Below are 16,341 nucleotides of genomic sequence, written 5' to 3'. Positions count from 1 at the left end.
AATGAAGATTCGCGCCATTTTTCCGATGTCGGCATTGCGTCTGGAAAGTCAAATCTCACAATGCCTCACCGCTGCAAGGAGCGTTGCGACAGGGACATCCCCTGCCAGGCTTGAAGCGATGAACAGGCGCATGTCGCCTGGCAACCGCGCTCACGTTACTTTTTTTCTGGCTTTTTCATGAAAGGAGGGCGTGAACAGCGCCATTGCCATGACTACTCAAACCAATCAGCAAGACTACATCGTCGCCGACATCAAGCTGGCCGACTGGGGTCACAAGGAAATCAAGATCGCCGAAACCGAAATGCCGGGCCTGATGGCAATCCGCGAGGAATTCGCCGCATCCCAGCCCCTGAAGGGCGCACGCATCACCGGTTCGCTGCACATGACCATCCAGACCGCCGTGCTGATCCAGACCCTGGAGGCACTGGGCGCCAAGGTGCGTTGGGCTTCCTGCAACATCTACTCTACCCAGGATCACGCTGCCGCCGCCATCGCCGCCAACGGCACCCCGGTGTTCGCCGTCAAGGGCGAAACCCTGGATGAATACTGGGAATACACCCACCGCATCTTCGAATGGGCCGACGGTGGCTATTCCAACATGATCCTCGACGACGGCGGCGACGCCACCGTGCTGCTGCACCTGGGCACCCGTGCCGAAGCCGACATCTCGGTGCTGGACAAGCCGGATTCGGAAGAAGCCGTGTGCCTGTTCAACGCCATCAAGCGTTACCTGGCCAAGGACCCGCAGTGGTATTCCAAGCGCATCAAGGAAATCAAGGGCGTCACCGAAGAGACCACCACCGGCGTGCACCGTCTGTATCAGATGTTCAAGGAAGGCAAGCTGGCCTTCCCGGCCATCAACGTCAACGACTCGGTCACCAAGTCCAAGTTCGACAACCTCTACGGTTGCCGCGAATCGCTGGTGGACGGCATCAAGCGTGCCACCGACGTGATGATCGCCGGCAAGGTCGCCATCGTGGCCGGTTACGGTGACGTCGGCAAGGGCTCGGCCCAGGCGCTGCGTGCCCTGTCGGCCCAGGTGTGGGTCACCGAGATCGACCCGATCTGCGCCCTGCAGGCCGCCATGGAAGGCTACCGCGTGGTCACCATGGACTACGCCGCCGAACACGGCGACATCTTCGTGACCGCCACCGGCAACTACCATGTGATCACCCATGAGCACATGAAGAAGATGAAGGACCAGGCCATCGTCTGCAACATCGGCCACTTCGACAATGAAATCGAGGTCGCCGCCCTGAAGCAGTACACCTGGGAAAACATCAAGCCGCAGGTCGACCACGTGATCTTCCCGGACGGCAAGCGCCTCATCCTGCTGGCCGAAGGCCGCCTGGTCAACCTGGGTTGCGCCACCGGTCACCCGTCCTACGTGATGAGCTCGTCCTTCGCCAACCAGACCATTGCCCAGATCGAACTGTTCGTCAACACCAAGGACTACCCGGTCGGCGTCTACACGCTGCCCAAGCATCTGGACGAGAAGGTCGCCCGCCTGCAGTTGAAGAAGCTCAATGCGCAACTGAGCGAGCTCACTGCCGAACAGGCTGCCTACATCGGCGTGAAGGTCGACGGCCCCTACAAGCCCGAGCACTACCGCTACTGATCCCTGCCCGGGCTGGCTCCATCGCGGGCCGGCCTGGCAGTGCCAGCATCGTCTCCCGCCTGCGGACCCTTGCATCGCTGCTGTCGGTGATGCAAGCTTCACGGGTATCTTCATGACTCCCTGACGGGGTCGAAAGGTTTATCCATGCGCCTGCTGCTGACCTGGCTCATCAATGCCCTGGCCTTGCTGGCCGTTCCTTACCTGATGCACTCGGTGCAGGTCGACAGCTTCGGCTCGGCCCTGCTGGCCGCGCTCATCCTTGGGTTCGTCAATACCATCGTGCGTCCGGTGCTGGTCGTGCTGACCCTGCCGGTGACCATGCTCACCCTGGGCCTGTTCATCCTGGTCATCAATGGCCTCATGTTCTGGGTCGTGGCGCAACTGGTCGGTGGCTTCCACGTGGCCGGCTTCTGGTCCGCCGTGGGCGGCGCACTGCTCTACAGCATCGTGTCCTGGGCCCTGTCCACACTGTTGCTGAAATCGGGTTCGAATCAATGAGTACACATAATTTCAGTATCGAATTTTTCCCGCCCAAGACCGCCGAAGGCACCGAAAAGCTGCGCGCCACCCGCGCCCGGCTGGCCGCGCTGGCACCGAAGTATTTCTCGGTGACCTTCGGTGCGGGCGGTTCGACGCAACAAGGCACGCGCGACACCGTGCTGGAAATCATCGCTGAAGGCCATGACGCCGCGCCGCACCTGTCCTGCATCGGCAGCTCGCGCGCCAGCCTGCGCGCCATCCTGGAGGACTATCGCGCCCACGGCATCAAGCGCCTGGTCGCCCTGCGCGGCGACCTGCCCAGCGGCTATGGCGCCATGGACCAGGCCTCCAGCGAGTTCCGCCATGCCAACGAACTGGTCGAGTTCGTCCGCGCCGAGACCGGCGACTGGTTCCACATCGAGGTGGCCGCCTACCCGGAGATGCACCCGCAGGCGCGCTCGCCGCAGGACGACGTGCAGAATTTCGTGCGCAAGGTCAAGGCCGGCGCCAATTCGGCCATCACCCAGTATTTCTACAATGCCGATGCCTATTTCCGCTTCGTGGACGAGGCCGCCAAACTGGGCGCGACCGTGCCGGTCATCGCCGGCATCATGCCCATCACCAACTACACCCAGCTGATGCGCTTCTCGGATATGTGCGGCACCGAGATCCCGCGCTGGATCCGTCTGAAGCTGGCCAGTTATGGCGACGATACGGAATCGATCCGTGCTTTCGGCCAGGACGTGGTGACGCAGTTGTGCCAGCGTTTGCTGGCAGGCGGTGCGCCCGGTTTGCATTTCTATTCACTGAACCAGGCGGGGCCCACCGAAGCCATCTGGAAAACGTTGGTGAAATAAGCAACTGCACGCCCCTATGAAAAAACCGGACGCCAAGTCCGGTTTTTTCGTTCATATCGCCATTTTCCGAGGGCGGGTCGCGCTCAGAACGAGTGGCGAATGCCTGCCATCACCACCGTCTGGCTCTTGCCGGAAGACGCCGTGCTGTTCTGCGAATCGCCCACGGCTGCCAGGGCGTGGATGATGCTGCCGTTGGACGCCAGGGTGCTGCCGCCGGCCAGCTGATAGGCCTGCAGGAAGTACAGAGCCGTGCGCGGCGAGAACGCATAGGTCTCCTGCAGCGCCAACTGATGATAGTTGGCGGCGGTGCTGATGCCATTGCCCTTGTTGGCAAAGGTATAGCTGTAGCCAGCCGCCAGGCTCAGGGCCGGGCTCCATTGATAGGTCGAGAAGGCCCCCGCCGTCTGGAACTTCACAGCCTGCGTGAACAGGGAGCCGCTGCCGGGTTTGTATTGCGCCACGCTGTAGCCGGCCCCCAGCATCAGTTTGTCGATGGTGTAGCGCGCAGCAGCGGCGACCATCTGCGCGCTGTTGGCGGTCTGGTAACCAGCGTTGATGGCCGAGTTGGGAATGTTGGCGGTGGCCGTGGAGGAGCCCCAGGTGGCGCTGCCGGTGCCGCGGTTCAGGTGCTGGAAGCCCACGGCGAAATTCCAGGCATTGACGTTGTATTTCAGCGCCATGCTCCAGGCATTGCCGGTGGCGGTGGATCCTGCGGTCTCGCCCATGCCGTAGAGGGCACTCACCTGCGCACCACCGATGACCGGCGAGCTGTAGCTGATGGCATTGCTGCTGCGTACCGAGGTGTCCAACGCATCGACGTCCCCCGGATGCGCGCCTGTGGCCCCGGTCAGCACGGTGGTCGACCCGATGGCGCCGACATAGAGGTAATAGGGCGTGTACTGGCGGCCGATGGTCAGCGCGCCGGCGCTCTTGCTGGAGAGGCCCACGAAGGACTGGCGATTGAACAGGGTATTGGCCGAGCTCATGGCTCCGGTATCGGCATCAAAACCGTTCTCCAGCTGGAAGAAGGCTTGCAGGCCGCCACCCAGGTCTTCGCTGCCCTTGAAACCGATCTTGCTGGCCGAGAGATTGCCCGAGCGCATGTAGACGTTGTGCGCGCCGTTCTGGCTGCTGCTGTAGACCAGGGCGTTGTCGACCACACCGTAAATGGTCACGCTGCTCTGGGCCAGCGCAGCCAGCGGCGTGGCGGCCAGCAGCAGGGTAGCGGCGATCCGGGAAGTGTTTCTTTTCATGGGTTCCTCGTTGGACTGTCATGCGCCCGGCTGACCGGGCGCGGTGAAGGGCGGCGTCGCCGCCCCGTTTGGTGGGCCGCACCCGCAGGGCAGGGCGCACCTCGGCTTGCCGCCGCGTCCGCAGCGGACGTGGCGGGAAATGCTGGTGAGTCTGGAGTGAGTCTGTGGGTGACGCTCAGGCGCGGATCACGGCCATCGCCTTGGACAAGGAAGCGGACGGCGCAGCGCGGCAGGCCGCAGAGTGAGGCGGGATGAAATGGGCATGGCGGGTCTCCGTGTCGAATGGGCTTTGCTCTGGCGGCAAATGCGGTCGCTGAACGTCTCAGGCAGTCTGACTTGCGATCAAGTTGTTGGTCATCAGACGTCTAACATCAAAATGCTCTCATTCGGACTGGCCACTGTCAAGCGGCTTCCGTGTTGCGATGCGGTTAAACCGTGGTAAAAAGGCGATATGAAAGGAAATTCAGTCAAGCACCCGGAAAGGCGCTTGACCGGGTCGAATGTGCAGGCGAGGTGTGATGTCTTACGTCAAGTTGAGCAAGGAGGCGTTCATGGGAGTGACTTGGCATCGACCGCGCCGTCGGTGAGCAAGGCATCCAGCGGCATGTCATGCGCTTGTGCGGCAAAGTCCGCCCGCCCGAAGTGATAGCAGACGCCTACGGCCAGCGGCGGCGACTTGCCCGCCAGGGTGCGGTCATAGAAACCGCCGCCGTAGCCTAGCCGGTAATTCTTTTCATTGAATCCCACGCAAGGAATCAGCAAGGCCTGCGGCCGCACGACCGCGGTCCCGGGCGGCGGCACAAGCGTGCCCATTCCGTCCTTTTCCAGCATGTCGCCTGGCTGCCAGGCACGAAATTCCAGCGCCGCCTGCTTGTCCACCACCACCGGCAGGCACAGGTGCACGCCGCGCGCGGCCAGTGCGTTATAGGCCGCAGACAGATCCGGTTCACGCCGGATCGGTTGGTAGACCGCCAGGCTGTGGATCGCCTGTGCGGCGCACCAGTGCAGCACGCGCTGCCCGATGAGCGCATCGGCGGCGGCCTTGTCCTCCTCGGTCAGTGCCTTGCGGCGCGCCAGCAGTTCGGCGCGCAGCCGTTGTTTGTGAAGGGCGGCCGCCTCCTCTTGCGTCTGTGGAGGGGGCGTGTCGCGTGCTATGCTTGGGTTCATTTTCTGTTTCACCAATCTGCAAGAAGAAGCCTGCATGAGTATGCGTCCGAAGAATCATCCGTTCAACCAGCGCCTGCGTGCGCTGGCCGCCTCCCTGGCGCTCCCCCTGGCGCTGGCCAGCGCTGCCATGCTCGGTGTTGCGCCTGCTGCCCACGCCCAGAAGCGCGTGGCGCCGGACGCCTCCGCTGACGATCTCTTCCTGGCCCTGCGCCAGGCCGCCGCCAGCGACAATGCCGCGCTGGCGCAAGACCTGGCCTCACGGCTCTCGGGCTACGAGCTGGCATCCTATGTCGACTACTATCGCCTCAAGCCCCGTGTGCGCGACTACAGCGCCAGCGAACAGGAGATCCGCGATTTCCTGGCTCGCTGGGATGGCCAGGCCATCGTCGATCGCCTGCGCAACGACTGGTTGCTGGCCCTGGGCAAGACCGGCAACTGGACCGTTTTCGATGAGCAGTATCCCCTGTTCGTGCTCAACGACGATACCCAGGTCAAGTGCTTCGCCCTGAACTCGCGCGCGCTCAAGGGTGCCAACGTCGCCGAGGAGGCGCGGGCTCTGCTGACCAATCCCAAGGACTACGGCCAGGGTTGCAGCGACCTCATCGCCACGCTGGCGCAGAATGGCCAGTTCAGCGATGCCGACGTCTGGTTCCAGATCCGCCAGGCCGCCGAGAATGGCAATGCCACCGTGGCCCGCCGCGCGGCCGTGCTGGTCGACAATGGCGATGTCAGCGTGACCCGGGTGATGGAACGCCCGGCACTGATGCTGGCCAAGGGGCCTGGCCGGGGCGCCGCCAACCACCAGCTCTACATCATTGCCCTGGGCCGCATCGCCAGGAGCAATCCGTCCCAGGCTGCCACCTACCTCAGCGATGCCGCGCGCACCCTGAGCCCGCAGGAAGTCGCGCAGGGCTGGGCGCAGATCGCCCTGTCGGCCTCCTACAAGCTGGCGCCGGAAGCCTCGGAGTACTGGCGCAAAGCCAAGGATGCGCCCCTGACCCAGGACGCGATGCAATGGAAGGTGCGCATGGCCCTGCGCGACGGCGACTGGAAGACCGTGCGCAAGACCATCGAAGCCATGCCGGCCCCGCTGCGCAGCGATACCACCTGGGTCTACTGGCTGGGCCGGGCGCTCAAGGCCGAAGGCCAGAACGAGGCAGCCCGCCGCCTGTTCGAATCGATCGCGCCCAACTTCAGTTTCTATGGTCAGCTGGCGCAGGAGGAACTGGGCCAGCAGATTACCATCCCGCCGGGCCCGACGCCGCCGGGCGCGGGCGAGGTGGCGCTGTATTCGCAGAATGCCGGCTTCAAGCGTTCGCTCAAGTTCTATCAGTTGAACCTGCGTTTCGAAGCCATCCGCGAATGGAACTGGGAACTGCGCAACATGAATGACCGCCAGTTGCTGGCCGCGGCCGAATACGCGCGCCAGAACGACGTGCTGGACCGCATGGTCAATACGTCCGATCGCACCAGGAGCGAGTTCGATTTCACCCAGCGTTTCCCGGCCCCGCACCTGCCCGAGATGAATGCGGCCACGCGCCCGTTGGGGATGGAAAACGCCTGGGTCTATGGACTGATCCGACAGGAGTCGCGCTTCATCAAGTCGGCCCGTTCGCACGTGGGGGCCTCCGGCCTCATGCAGCTCATGCCCGCCACCGCCAGGTTCGTCGCCAAGAAGATCGGCATGACCGAGTTCACCGCCGATCAGGTCAACGACATCAACACCAACCTGCTGCTGGGCACCAGCTATCTGGACATGGTGCTCAACAACCTGGAAGGCTCGGAGATCCTGGCCACCGCCGGCTACAATGCCGGCCCCGGTCGTCCGCGCAGCTGGCGCGCGACCTTGCCGCGTCCGGTGGAAGGGGCCATCTTTGCCGAGATCATTCCTTTCAATGAAACCCGGGGCTATGTCAAGAACGTGATGTCCAATGCGACCTACTATGCGGCCATGTTCGAGAACCGCCCGCAATCCCTGAAGCAGCGCCTGGGAACGGTGGCACCCAATGCCAACGTCGCCACCGACCTGCCCTGATCCCATCACGCCGGCCGACGTCCCCGGCGGAGGCGGCCGCCAGCGGTTCCTGGAAATCGGAGAGTGATAAATGGCAGTCAAGAAGATCCTCGTCATCGGTGGTTCCGGCTTCATCGGCACCCGCTTGATCGAACTGCTGGGCAGCACCACCGGCTATCGCGTCATGGTACCCACGCGCCGCTACGAGCGCGCCAAGCATCTGCTGGTCTCGCCCGTGGTCAGCGTGGTCCAGGCCGATATCCATGACGATGCCGTGCTGGCGCGCCTGGTGGCCGAGGCCGATGTGGTCATCAACCTGGTCGGCATCCTGCAGTCGCGCCCGGCCCGGGGCGGTGCGTCCTACGGTCCGGATTTCGAGCGCCAGCACGTGGTGCTGCCACGCCGTATCGTCGCCGCTTGCGCGCAGCAGGGCGTGGCGCGCTACCTGCACATGAGCGCACTGTGCGCCGATGCCCAAGCGCCGTCGATGTATCTGCGTTCCAAGGCGGCCGGCGAGCAGGAGGCCCTGGCCTCGCCCGCGCTGGACGTGGCGATCTTCCGTCCCTCGGTAGTGTTTGGCGAGGGCGACAATTTCATCAACATGTTCGCCGGGTTGAACCGCATGTTCCCGGTGATCCCGCTGGGCAGTCCTGATGCGCGCTTCCAGCCGGTCTACGTGGGCGATGTGGCACAGGCCTTCGTCAATGCGCTGGCGCTGCCGCGGCTGGACGGCAAGGTGTTTGAACTGGGCGGACCCAAGCAATATACGCTGCGCGAGCTGGTGCGTCTGTCGGGCTGGTACAGCGGTCATCCGCGCCCGGTGATCGGCTTGCCCGATGCGGCCGGCTGGCTGCAGGCCTTCGCGCTGGAACACCTGCCGGGCAAACTGATGAGCCGCGACAATGTGGCCTCGATGAAGGTGGACAACGTCCTGCACGGACCAGTTGCCCCCGAACTGCAGCTCACGCCACGCGCGCTGGAAGATATCGTCCCCGGCTATCTCCTGCCGCGCAGCCCGCAACAGCAATTCGACTTTTTCCGCAGCACCGCGCGGCGCTGAATGGTTCAGTCGCTGCGCCTTTGATCTTCGAGAAACGAGCCCTCATGCAAGATACAGAACTGGATCCTGTCCTGTCCGAAACGCTGCAAAAAGCCGGACGCCACATGCCCACGTTGGTGATCGCCAACAAGAATTATTCGTCCTGGTCGATGCGCCCCTGGGTTGCTGCCGTGGCCTTCGACATCCCCTTCAAGGAAGTGCGCGTGCTGCTGGACCAGCCCGAGACCGCCAACGAAATCGCCCGCTACACCGGCTCGGGCCGCGTGCCGGTGCTGCTCGATGGCGACATCGCGATCTGGGATTCGCTCTCCATCTGCGAATACCTGGCCGAGCAATTCCCCGACCGCCACCTGTGGCCGGCGCGCACCGACGCGCGCGCCATCGCGCGCAGCATCTGTGCCGAGATGCACTCCGGTTTCACCGGCCTGCGTACTGCCATGAGCATGGATATTCGTGGCCGCCATCCGGGCAAGGGACGTACCGCCGAGGCGCAGGCCGATATCGCGCGGGTATGCGAGATCTGGGAAGAGTGCCTCTCGCAATTCGGTCATCATCAATTCCTCTTCGGTGACTTCTCCATTGCCGACGCCTTCTATGCGCCGGTGGTGATGCGCTTCGTCAGCTACCAGGTGCCGCTGGCACCGGCCCTGCAAGCCTATGCCGATCGCGTGCGCGAGCACCCGGCGGTGGCGCGCTGGATCGCCGAGGCGCTGGCCGAGAAGGAAATCCTTCCGGACCACCAGTGAGGCGCAGCCGATGAAGACCTACACCGTCGGCGGCGCAGTGCGCGACGGCTTGCTGGGCCTGCCGGTGAAGGACCGCGACCACGTGGTCGTGGGCGCCACGCCGCAGCAGTTGCTGGCACTGGGTTTCCGCCCGGTGGGCAAGGACTTCCCGGTGTTCCTCCATCCCGAGACCCACGAGGAATATGCCCTGGCCCGCACCGAGCGCAAGACCGCGCCCGGTTACAAGGGCTTCGATTTCCACGCCGCGCCCGATGTGACGCTGGAAGACGATCTGGCGCGTCGCGATCTGACCATCAATGCGATGGCACAGGATGAGGATGGCACGCTGGTCGATCCCTATCACGGTCGCGCCGACCTTCAAGCGCGGGTGTTTCGTCATGTCTCGGATGCCTTCGTCGAAGACCCGGTGCGCATCCTGCGTGTGGCGCGCTTTGCGGCGCGCTTCGCCGATTTCACGGTGGCGCCGCAAACCAATGCGCTCATGCAGCGCATGGTCGATGAGGGCGAAGTCGATGCGCTGGTGCCGGAACGCGTCTGGCAGGAACTGTCGCGCGGATTGATGGAGCACAAGCCGTCGCGCATGTTCGAGGTCTTGCGCGTCTGCGGTGCCTTGCAGCGCATCCTGCCCGAACTCGATGCCTTGTGGGGTGTGCCGCAACCGGAGAAGTGGCATCCGGAAATCGATACCGGTGTGCATGTGATGCTGGTGGTCGACTGGGCCGCCGCGCAGGATTTTTCATTGCCGATCCGTTTTGCCGCGCTGTTGCACGACCTCGGCAAAGGCACCACGCCGCCCGAGATCTGGCCGCGCCATCATGGTCATGAAGCGCGCAGCGAGCGGCTTGTCGAGCAGGTCTGTGCGCGCCTGAAAGTCCCCGGCGAGTGCCGCGATCTGGCACTCATGACCGCACGCGAACATGGCAATGTGGGACGCTGCTTCGAGATGCGTCCCGATACCCTGGTCAAGTTCTTCGCCCGCTGTGACGCCTTCCGCAAACCGCAGCGCTTCCTCGACATGCTGCGCGCGTCGGAATGCGATCATCGTGGCCGCACCGGACTGGAGTTGCAGCCCTTCCCGCAGGCGGCCTATCTGGAAGGCGCGTTGCAAGCCGCCAGCGCCATCGATGCCGGTGCCATCGCGCAGCAGCAGACCCAGCCGCAGCGCATTGCCGATGCCATCCTGGCGGCGCGTACGGCGCAGGTGGCGGCTTATGTCGAGCAGCATCGTCCGGCACAGCCTTGAGGGAGACTGCACCATGAGCCATCCCCTGTCCCGGTTTCTGCAGCGCCTGCGTGGCCGGCATGGGGCGCCACCGCAAGCGCATGAGGAGAAGCCGGACAAGCCCAATGTCTTCGTCAAGGAACTCTCGCCGCGCGCGCGTCGCCACTTGCTGCGCCACTTCCTCGCGCTGGAAGAGAAGGACCGCCTGCTGCGTTTCGGTTCCAAGCTTTCCGACGAGATGGTCACGCGCTACGTGGAAGGCATCAACTTCGAACGCGATACCGTCTTCGGTGTGTATGATCGCCGCCTGCGTCTTCTGGGTGTGGGCCACCTGGCCTTTGCGCCCAAGGAGAGTACGCGCATCAGCGGTGCCACCATCAAGCCGGTGGTGGCCGAGTTCGGGGTGTCGGTAACGGCGGCCGCGCGCGGGCTCGGTGTGGGCACGCGCCTGTTCATGCGGGCGTCGATGCACTGTCGCAATGCCGACGTCGATACGCTGTACATGCACTGTCTCTCGTCGAACAAGGTGATGATGCACATCGCCAAGAAGGCCGGCATGGAAATCCACCGCGACTATGGCGAGGCCGATGCCTATCTCAAGATCAAGCCCGCCAATTCGGCCACCGTGTTTCAGGAAGCGCTGGAAGAGCAGGTCGCCATGCTGGACTACATCGTCAAGGCCAACTTCAAGGCCCTGTTGAAATGGGGGGCGCGCGTGACCGGTATCGGCGCGAAGAAGAAAGGCGACGGCGCGCCACCGCCTTCTGCCTGACGCGCTTCTTGCGCAAGCGCACATGACCATCCCGTGCAGGGAGCGCATAATATGCGCCTCACTTTGATAACGGGTATGCCATGAGCACCAATCCCAACACCGATGATTTCTTCGCCACCGTCGCCACCAAGTCCGATAGCGGCGCCTTGCGCGGCGACTACAGCCAGGCCGACGCCAACTACGTCGTGGCCCAGAACTGGGACAGCTACACGCCGGCCCAGCATGCGCTGTGGCGTCGTCTCTATGAACGCCAGGCCCGGCTCATTCCCGGCCGCGCCTGTGATGTCTTCATCGACAGCCTCAAGGCCCTTGATGTCTCGCAAGGCATCCCGCGCTTTGATCGCACTACCGAAGCGCTCTACAAGGCCACTGGCTGGCAACTGGTGGCTGTGCCCGGTCTGGTGCCGGATCACACCTTCTTCGAGCACCTGGCCAATCGCCGCTTCCCGGTCACGGTGTGGCTGCGTGAAGAGCACGAGTTCGATTACATCGTCGAGCCCGACCTGTTTCATGATTTCTTCGGTCACGTGCCGCTGCTGTTCAATCCCGTCTTCGCCAATCACCTGCAGGAATACGGCAAGGGCGGCCTGAAGGCCCTCAAGCTCGACGGCCTGGCCTACCTGGCGCGTCTGTACTGGTACACCATCGAGTTCGGTCTGATCCAGAGCAAGGAGGGTTTGCGCATCTATGGCGCCGGCATTCTGTCCTCGGGGGGCGAGGTCGAGTATTGCCTCTCCAGCGACCAGCCGCGCCGCGTGCCGTTTGAAGTGGAGCGCATCATGCGCACGCTCTACAAGATCGATACCTATCAGGAGACCTATTTCGTCATCAAGGATTTCGAGCAGCTCTTCAACGATACCGCGCCGGACTTCACGCCGCTCTATGAAAGGCTCAAGCAGCAGGAAGCTTTGCCGGCCAATACGCTGTTGCCGGGCGAGACCAGCTTCGCCCCCAACCGCTGACGACGGCGCAGCGCACCTCCAGCACAGCCGGGCCATGCGCCCGGCTTTTTCGTGGCCGGAACAATCACACATAAAAAAAAGCGGATCCGACAGGGGAGGCCGGATCCGCGAGCTAGTGGTGCTTTCAACACTAGAGGGGAGGAACCTTGCACAGTAACGGATACCAATCAATCGCTGTTCAAGTGAGGTCTATTAAACGCCAGCCACCGGGCCGTTCCAATGGCTTTTACGGGCTGTTACATTCGCGTCTTGCTTGTAACACTTGGGCCGCTTGCCGCCCTTTTTTTTCAGCCGGAAATATTGTTGTTTTCAGCTTTCCGGCATTTTCTTCTCTGCATCCTGCCAAACGCCGCAGGACTTGCGGAAAGTGTTTCCTGCATGCCAAAACGGCCCGGAAACCCTGCTGCGGCGCGCGTAGCGGGCCGGTCACCCTTGTGCTAACTTGACACTACAATTTGAAGACACCCGATCCACAAGACCGAGGTGTTCCCGATTCCCGACAGACCGGCGTAGTCCTGCGGCGACACTGCATGGCGCGTCACTGACGGGGGCATGTGCAAGGCAAAAACAAGATTTTTGGCACGGAGACCACATGAACGCACCCCTACCCGCCGGGCAACGCCTGCTGCTGGACGATGTATCCCTGGATGACAAATATGCGCTGGAGCGCGGCCGCGTCTTCATGACCGGTATCCAGGCGCTGATCCGCCTGCCGATGCTGCAGCGGCAATACGATGAACGCGCCGGACTGAATACCGCCGGCTTCATCACCGGCTATCGCGGTTCCCCCTTGGGTTCGGTGGACCAGACCGCCGAGAAGGCGCGCAAATACCTGCAAGCCAGGCAGATCAGGTTCCATCCCGGCATGAACGAAGACCTGGCCGCCACCAGCGTGTGGGGCACGCAGCAGGTCAATCTCTTCAAGGGTGCGCAATACGATGGCGTGTTCTCGCTGTGGTATGGCAAGGGCCCGGGGGTGGATCGCTGCGGTGACGTCTTCAAGCACGCCAACATGGCCGGCACGTCAAAGCATGGTGGTGTGTTGGTGATTGCCGGCGATGACCACGCCGCCAAGTCCTCCACCGCTGCACATCAGAGCGAGCATATCCTCAAGGCCTGCGGCATTCCGGTGCTCTATCCGTCCTCGGTGCAGGAGTATCTCGACTACGGCCTGCATGGCTGGGCCATGAGCCGCTACACCGGTTTGTGGGTGGCGATGAAATGCGTGACCGACCTGGTCGAATCGGGCATGTCGGTGATGATCGATCCGGAGCGCGTGAAGATCCAGTTACCGGCCTTCGAACTTCCGCCCGATGGCCTCAATATCCGCGTGCCCGACACCGTGCTGGGCCAGGAAGCGCGGATGATCAACTACAAGTGGTATGCCGCGCTGGCCTATGCGCGCGTGAACAAGTTGAACCGCATCATCTGGGACAGCCCGCGTGCGCGCATCGGCATCATCACCGCCGGCAAGTCCTATCTCGATACGCGACAGGCGCTGGAAGATCTGGGCATCGATGAACAGGTCGCGGCCGACATCGGTATTCGCCTCTACAAGGTCGGCATGACCTGGCCGCTGGAAGCCGAAGGTGTGCGTGAATTCGCGCAGGGTCTGGATGAGATTTTGGTGGTCGAGGAGAAGCGTCAGATTCTTGAATACCAGTTAAAGGAAGAACTCTACAACTGGCGCGACGATGTCCGTCCGCGTGTGGTCGGCAAATTCGATGACACCGGCGAGTGGAGCGGTTCGCAGCGCGAGGGCCATGGCAACTGGCTGCTGCCGGCCACCTATGAACTCAATCCGGCGCAGATCGCACGCGCGATTGCCACGCGCATCTCGCGCTATTTCGCCGGTCATCCGGTGGAGCAGCGCGTGCGCACCCGCGTGGCCTATCTCGAAGCCAAGGAAGCCGCCCTCAATATCAGCAGCAAGCCCGATCCCGACAAGGACCGCATACCGCATTTCTGCTCGGGCTGCCCGCACAATACCTCCACCAAACTGCCCGAGGGCAGCCGTGGCCTGGCCGGTATCGGATGCCACTACATGGTCACCTGGATGGACCGCGAGACTCAGCTTTTCACCCACATGGGTGGCGAGGGCGTGACCTGGGTCGGGCAGGCGCCGTTCACGACGGAGAAACACGTCTTCGCCAACCTGGGGGATGGCACCTATTTCCATTCCGGTCTGCTGGCGGTGCGCGCCTCGGTTGCGGCCAAGGTCAACATCACCTACAAGATCCTCTATAACGATGCCGTGGCCATGACCGGTGGCCAGGAGTTCGATGGTCCGCTCGATCCGGCCATGATCTCGCGCCAGCTGGCGGCCGAAAACGTTCGGCCCATCATCGTGGTCACCGACGAGCCCGACAAGTATCCGGCCGGCACCCAATGGGCCGAGGGCGTGACCATCCGTCACCGTAGCGAACTCGATGCGGTACAGCGCGAACTGCGCGAGCAGCCGGGTGTGTCGGCCATGATCTATGACCAGACCTGCGCATCGGAGAAGCGCCGTCGTCGCAAACGCAATGCCTATCCCGACCCGGCCAGGCGTGCCGTCATCAATGAGGCAGTGTGCGAAGGTTGCGGCGATTGCAGCGTGCAGTCCAACTGCCTTTCAGTGGAGCCGCTGGAAACCGAATTCGGCCGCAAGCGCCAGATCAACCAGTCTTCCTGCAACAAGGACTATTCCTGCGTAAACGGTTTCTGCCCCAGCTTCGTGACGGTGGAAGGCGGCCAGTTGAAGAAGCCCGCGCGCGCCAAGGCACAATCCGGCCCGGCCTTGCCGACGCTGCCCGAGCCGGTGCTGCCGGGTCTGGCCCAGCCTTACGGCATTGTGGTCACCGGCGTGGGCGGCACGGGCGTGATCACCATCGGCCAGATCATCGCCATGGCCGCCCATGTCGAAGGCCGTGCCTGTTCCGTGCTGGACATGAGCGGACTGGCCCAGAAGGGCGGGCCGGTGATGTCGCACGTGCGCGTGGCCGAAGACCCGGACCACATCCAGTCCACCCGCGTGGGCACCGGCATGGCCGATCTGGTGATTGGCTGCGACGTCATCGTCACCGCCGGGCGCGATGCGCTCTCTCGGATGGGCGAGGGACGTACCCATGCAGCGGTCAATTCGACGCAGATGCCGACTGCTGCCTTCGTGCGCAATCCGGACTGGCAATTCCCCACGGCCTCCAGCGAAGGCGAGATCGCCAGAGCCTGTGGTCGTGACAATCTGTCCCTGATCGATGCGGGCCGCATCGCCACGGCGCTCATGGGCGATGCCATCGCGACCAACATGTTCATGCTCGGCTATGCCTGGCAAAAGGGCTGGGTGCCCTTGTCCGAAGCGGCGCTGTTGCGCGCCATCGAGCTCAATGCGTTGCAGGTGGAGTTCAACCAGCAGGCCTTCGCCTGGGGCCGCGTGGCCGCGCACGACGTCGACTTCGTGCTGGCCGCTGCGGGCCGCAACGGCATGACGGCGCAGGTGATCGAATTCAAGCGCACGCCGAGTCTGGAGGAACTGGTGGAACGTCGCGTGGCCTTCCTGACCGACTACCAGAATGCCGCCTATGCGCGCAGCTATCGTGATGCCGTGGAAGAAGTGCGTGCACGCGAGAGCGCGCTGGGTGAGGCCGGACGCGGCCTCAAACTGAGCCGCGCAGTAGCGACCTGTCTCTTCAAGCTCATGGCCTACAAGGATGAGTACGAAGTTGCGCGCCTCTACACCGAGCCCGCCTTCCGCGCCAAGATCGCCGGCATGTTCGAGGGCGATTACAAGCTGCGCTTCCATCTTGCGCCGCCGCTGCTGGCCAGGCGCGATGACAAGGGGCATCTGCGCAAGCAGGCTTTCGGCCGCTGGATGATGCCGGCCTTTGGCGTACTGGCGAAATTACGCTTCTTGCGCGGCACGGCCTTCGATCCCTTCGGCTACACCGACGAACGCAAGCAGGAGCGGGCCCTGATCACCGACTATCGTGCCACGCTCTCACGCCTGCTGGCGCGGCTCACGCCCGAGAACCTGGAGCAGGTGATTGCCGTGGCCCGGATTCCGGAAGACATTCGCGGCTACGGTCACGTCAAGGAACGCCATCTGAAAGTGGCCCTGCAGAAACAGGCCGCCTTGCTGGCACAGCTGGAAGAGGGATCGTCTGAGCAGCCGCATTCGCCGCAAGGAGGCGGCAAGCGGGCCGCTTGAGAAA

At 63.3% G+C, this 16,341-nt stretch carries 12 protein-coding genes and 1 riboswitch; of the genes, 10 read left to right on the top strand and 2 right to left on the bottom strand.

Going from position 1 to position 16,341, the window contains the following annotated elements:
• Positions 1-69 precede the first annotated feature (69 nt).
• A riboswitch (S-adenosyl-L-homocysteine riboswitch) is annotated at positions 70-159 on the top strand.
• 49 nt (positions 160-208) lie between these two features.
• The 3 genes from ahcY (at position 209) to metF (ending at position 2,955) form a co-directional block, all read left to right on the top strand.
• Positions 209-1,618, top strand: coding sequence for an adenosylhomocysteinase (gene ahcY, locus ACODSZ_RS04340; protein WP_488927108.1), 1,410 nt, complete (start codon positions 209-211; stop codon positions 1,616-1,618).
• A 144-nt stretch (positions 1,619-1,762) separates the two neighbouring features.
• Positions 1,763-2,116 (top strand): phage holin family protein, encoded by a 354-nt coding sequence (locus tag ACODSZ_RS04335; RefSeq protein ID WP_008332818.1) that lies wholly within the window; start codon positions 1,763-1,765, stop codon positions 2,114-2,116.
• Complete coding sequence (gene metF / locus ACODSZ_RS04330) at positions 2,113-2,955, top strand: methylenetetrahydrofolate reductase [NAD(P)H] (RefSeq protein ID WP_488927107.1); 843 nt, start codon at positions 2,113-2,115, stop codon at positions 2,953-2,955. Before ACODSZ_RS04335 ends, metF begins: the two co-directional genes overlap by 4 nt.
• Positions 2,956-3,038: 83 nt before the next feature.
• Here the strand turns inward: metF and ACODSZ_RS04325 are convergent, their stop codons facing one another.
• Entirely contained in the window at positions 3,039-4,208 is a 1,170-nt protein-coding gene (locus tag ACODSZ_RS04325) for a porin (protein ID WP_488927106.1), read from the bottom strand.
• Positions 4,209-4,757: 549 nt separating this feature from the next.
• Positions 4,758-5,375 carry a 5-formyltetrahydrofolate cyclo-ligase gene (locus tag ACODSZ_RS04320; protein WP_299530594.1) on the bottom strand — a complete coding sequence of 206 codons (618 nt, stop codon included), beginning with the start codon at positions 5,373-5,375 and terminating at the stop codon, positions 4,758-4,760.
• Between the two features lie 34 nt (positions 5,376-5,409).
• On the opposite strand from ACODSZ_RS04320, the gene ACODSZ_RS04315 reads away from it, so the two are divergent.
• The 7 genes from ACODSZ_RS04315 to ACODSZ_RS04285 all read left to right on the top strand — a co-directional run bounded on the left by ACODSZ_RS04315 (position 5,410) and on the right by ACODSZ_RS04285 (position 16,337).
• Positions 5,410-7,410, top strand: coding sequence for a lytic transglycosylase domain-containing protein (locus ACODSZ_RS04315; RefSeq protein ID WP_488927105.1), 2,001 nt, complete (start codon positions 5,410-5,412; stop codon positions 7,408-7,410).
• Positions 7,411-7,480: 70 nt separating this feature from the next.
• Positions 7,481-8,449, top strand: coding sequence for a complex I NDUFA9 subunit family protein (locus tag ACODSZ_RS04310; protein ID WP_488927104.1), 969 nt, complete (start codon positions 7,481-7,483; stop codon positions 8,447-8,449).
• A gap of 44 nt (positions 8,450-8,493) precedes the next feature.
• Entirely contained in the window at positions 8,494-9,195 is a 702-nt protein-coding gene (locus ACODSZ_RS04305; protein WP_008332809.1) for a glutathione S-transferase family protein, read from the top strand.
• A gap of 10 nt (positions 9,196-9,205) precedes the next feature.
• Positions 9,206-10,438 carry a multifunctional CCA addition/repair protein gene (locus tag ACODSZ_RS04300; protein ID WP_488927103.1) on the top strand — a complete coding sequence of 411 codons (1,233 nt, stop codon included), beginning with the start codon at positions 9,206-9,208 and terminating at the stop codon, positions 10,436-10,438.
• A gap of 13 nt (positions 10,439-10,451) precedes the next feature.
• On the top strand, positions 10,452-11,189 hold the full coding sequence (locus ACODSZ_RS04295) for a GNAT family N-acetyltransferase (RefSeq protein WP_175344834.1): 738 nt from the start codon (positions 10,452-10,454) through the stop codon (positions 11,187-11,189).
• Between the two features lie 80 nt (positions 11,190-11,269).
• A complete protein-coding gene (phhA, locus tag ACODSZ_RS04290; RefSeq protein WP_008332802.1) occupies positions 11,270-12,151 on the top strand; it encodes a phenylalanine 4-monooxygenase in 882 nt (293 codons plus the stop codon).
• Positions 12,152-12,743: 592 nt separating this feature from the next.
• Positions 12,744-16,337 carry an indolepyruvate ferredoxin oxidoreductase family protein gene (locus ACODSZ_RS04285; RefSeq protein ID WP_488927102.1) on the top strand — a complete coding sequence of 1,198 codons (3,594 nt, stop codon included), beginning with the start codon at positions 12,744-12,746 and terminating at the stop codon, positions 16,335-16,337.
• Positions 16,338-16,341 lie beyond the last annotated feature (4 nt).

The organism is Herbaspirillum sp. FG34 (genome assembly GCF_057809315.1).
This window is presented reverse-complemented; position numbering and strand designations above follow the sequence as displayed.

Excerpts from the sequence above, each read along its gene's own strand:
- ACODSZ_RS04315 (WP_488927105.1), top strand. The coding sequence starts at position 5,410 with ATGAGTATGCGTCCGAAGAATCATCCGTTCAACCAGCGCCTGCGTGCG.
- ACODSZ_RS04310 (WP_488927104.1), top strand. The coding sequence starts at position 7,481 with ATGGCAGTCAAGAAGATCCTCGTCATCGGTGGTTCCGGCTTCATCGGC.
- ahcY (WP_488927108.1), top strand. The coding sequence starts at position 209 with ATGACTACTCAAACCAATCAGCAAGACTACATCGTCGCCGACATCAAG.
- phhA (WP_008332802.1), top strand. The coding sequence starts at position 11,270 with ATGAGCACCAATCCCAACACCGATGATTTCTTCGCCACCGTCGCCACC.
- ACODSZ_RS04320 (WP_299530594.1), bottom strand. The coding sequence starts at position 5,375 with ATGAACCCAAGCATAGCACGCGACACGCCCCCTCCACAGACGCAAGAG.
- ACODSZ_RS04295 (WP_175344834.1), top strand. The coding sequence starts at position 10,452 with ATGAGCCATCCCCTGTCCCGGTTTCTGCAGCGCCTGCGTGGCCGGCAT.
- ACODSZ_RS04325 (WP_488927106.1), bottom strand. The coding sequence starts at position 4,208 with ATGAAAAGAAACACTTCCCGGATCGCCGCTACCCTGCTGCTGGCCGCC.
- ACODSZ_RS04305 (WP_008332809.1), top strand. The coding sequence starts at position 8,494 with ATGCAAGATACAGAACTGGATCCTGTCCTGTCCGAAACGCTGCAAAAA.
- ACODSZ_RS04335 (WP_008332818.1), top strand. The coding sequence starts at position 1,763 with ATGCGCCTGCTGCTGACCTGGCTCATCAATGCCCTGGCCTTGCTGGCC.
- ACODSZ_RS04285 (WP_488927102.1), top strand. The coding sequence starts at position 12,744 with ATGAACGCACCCCTACCCGCCGGGCAACGCCTGCTGCTGGACGATGTA.
- ACODSZ_RS04300 (WP_488927103.1), top strand. The coding sequence starts at position 9,206 with ATGAAGACCTACACCGTCGGCGGCGCAGTGCGCGACGGCTTGCTGGGC.
- metF (WP_488927107.1), top strand. The coding sequence starts at position 2,113 with ATGAGTACACATAATTTCAGTATCGAATTTTTCCCGCCCAAGACCGCC.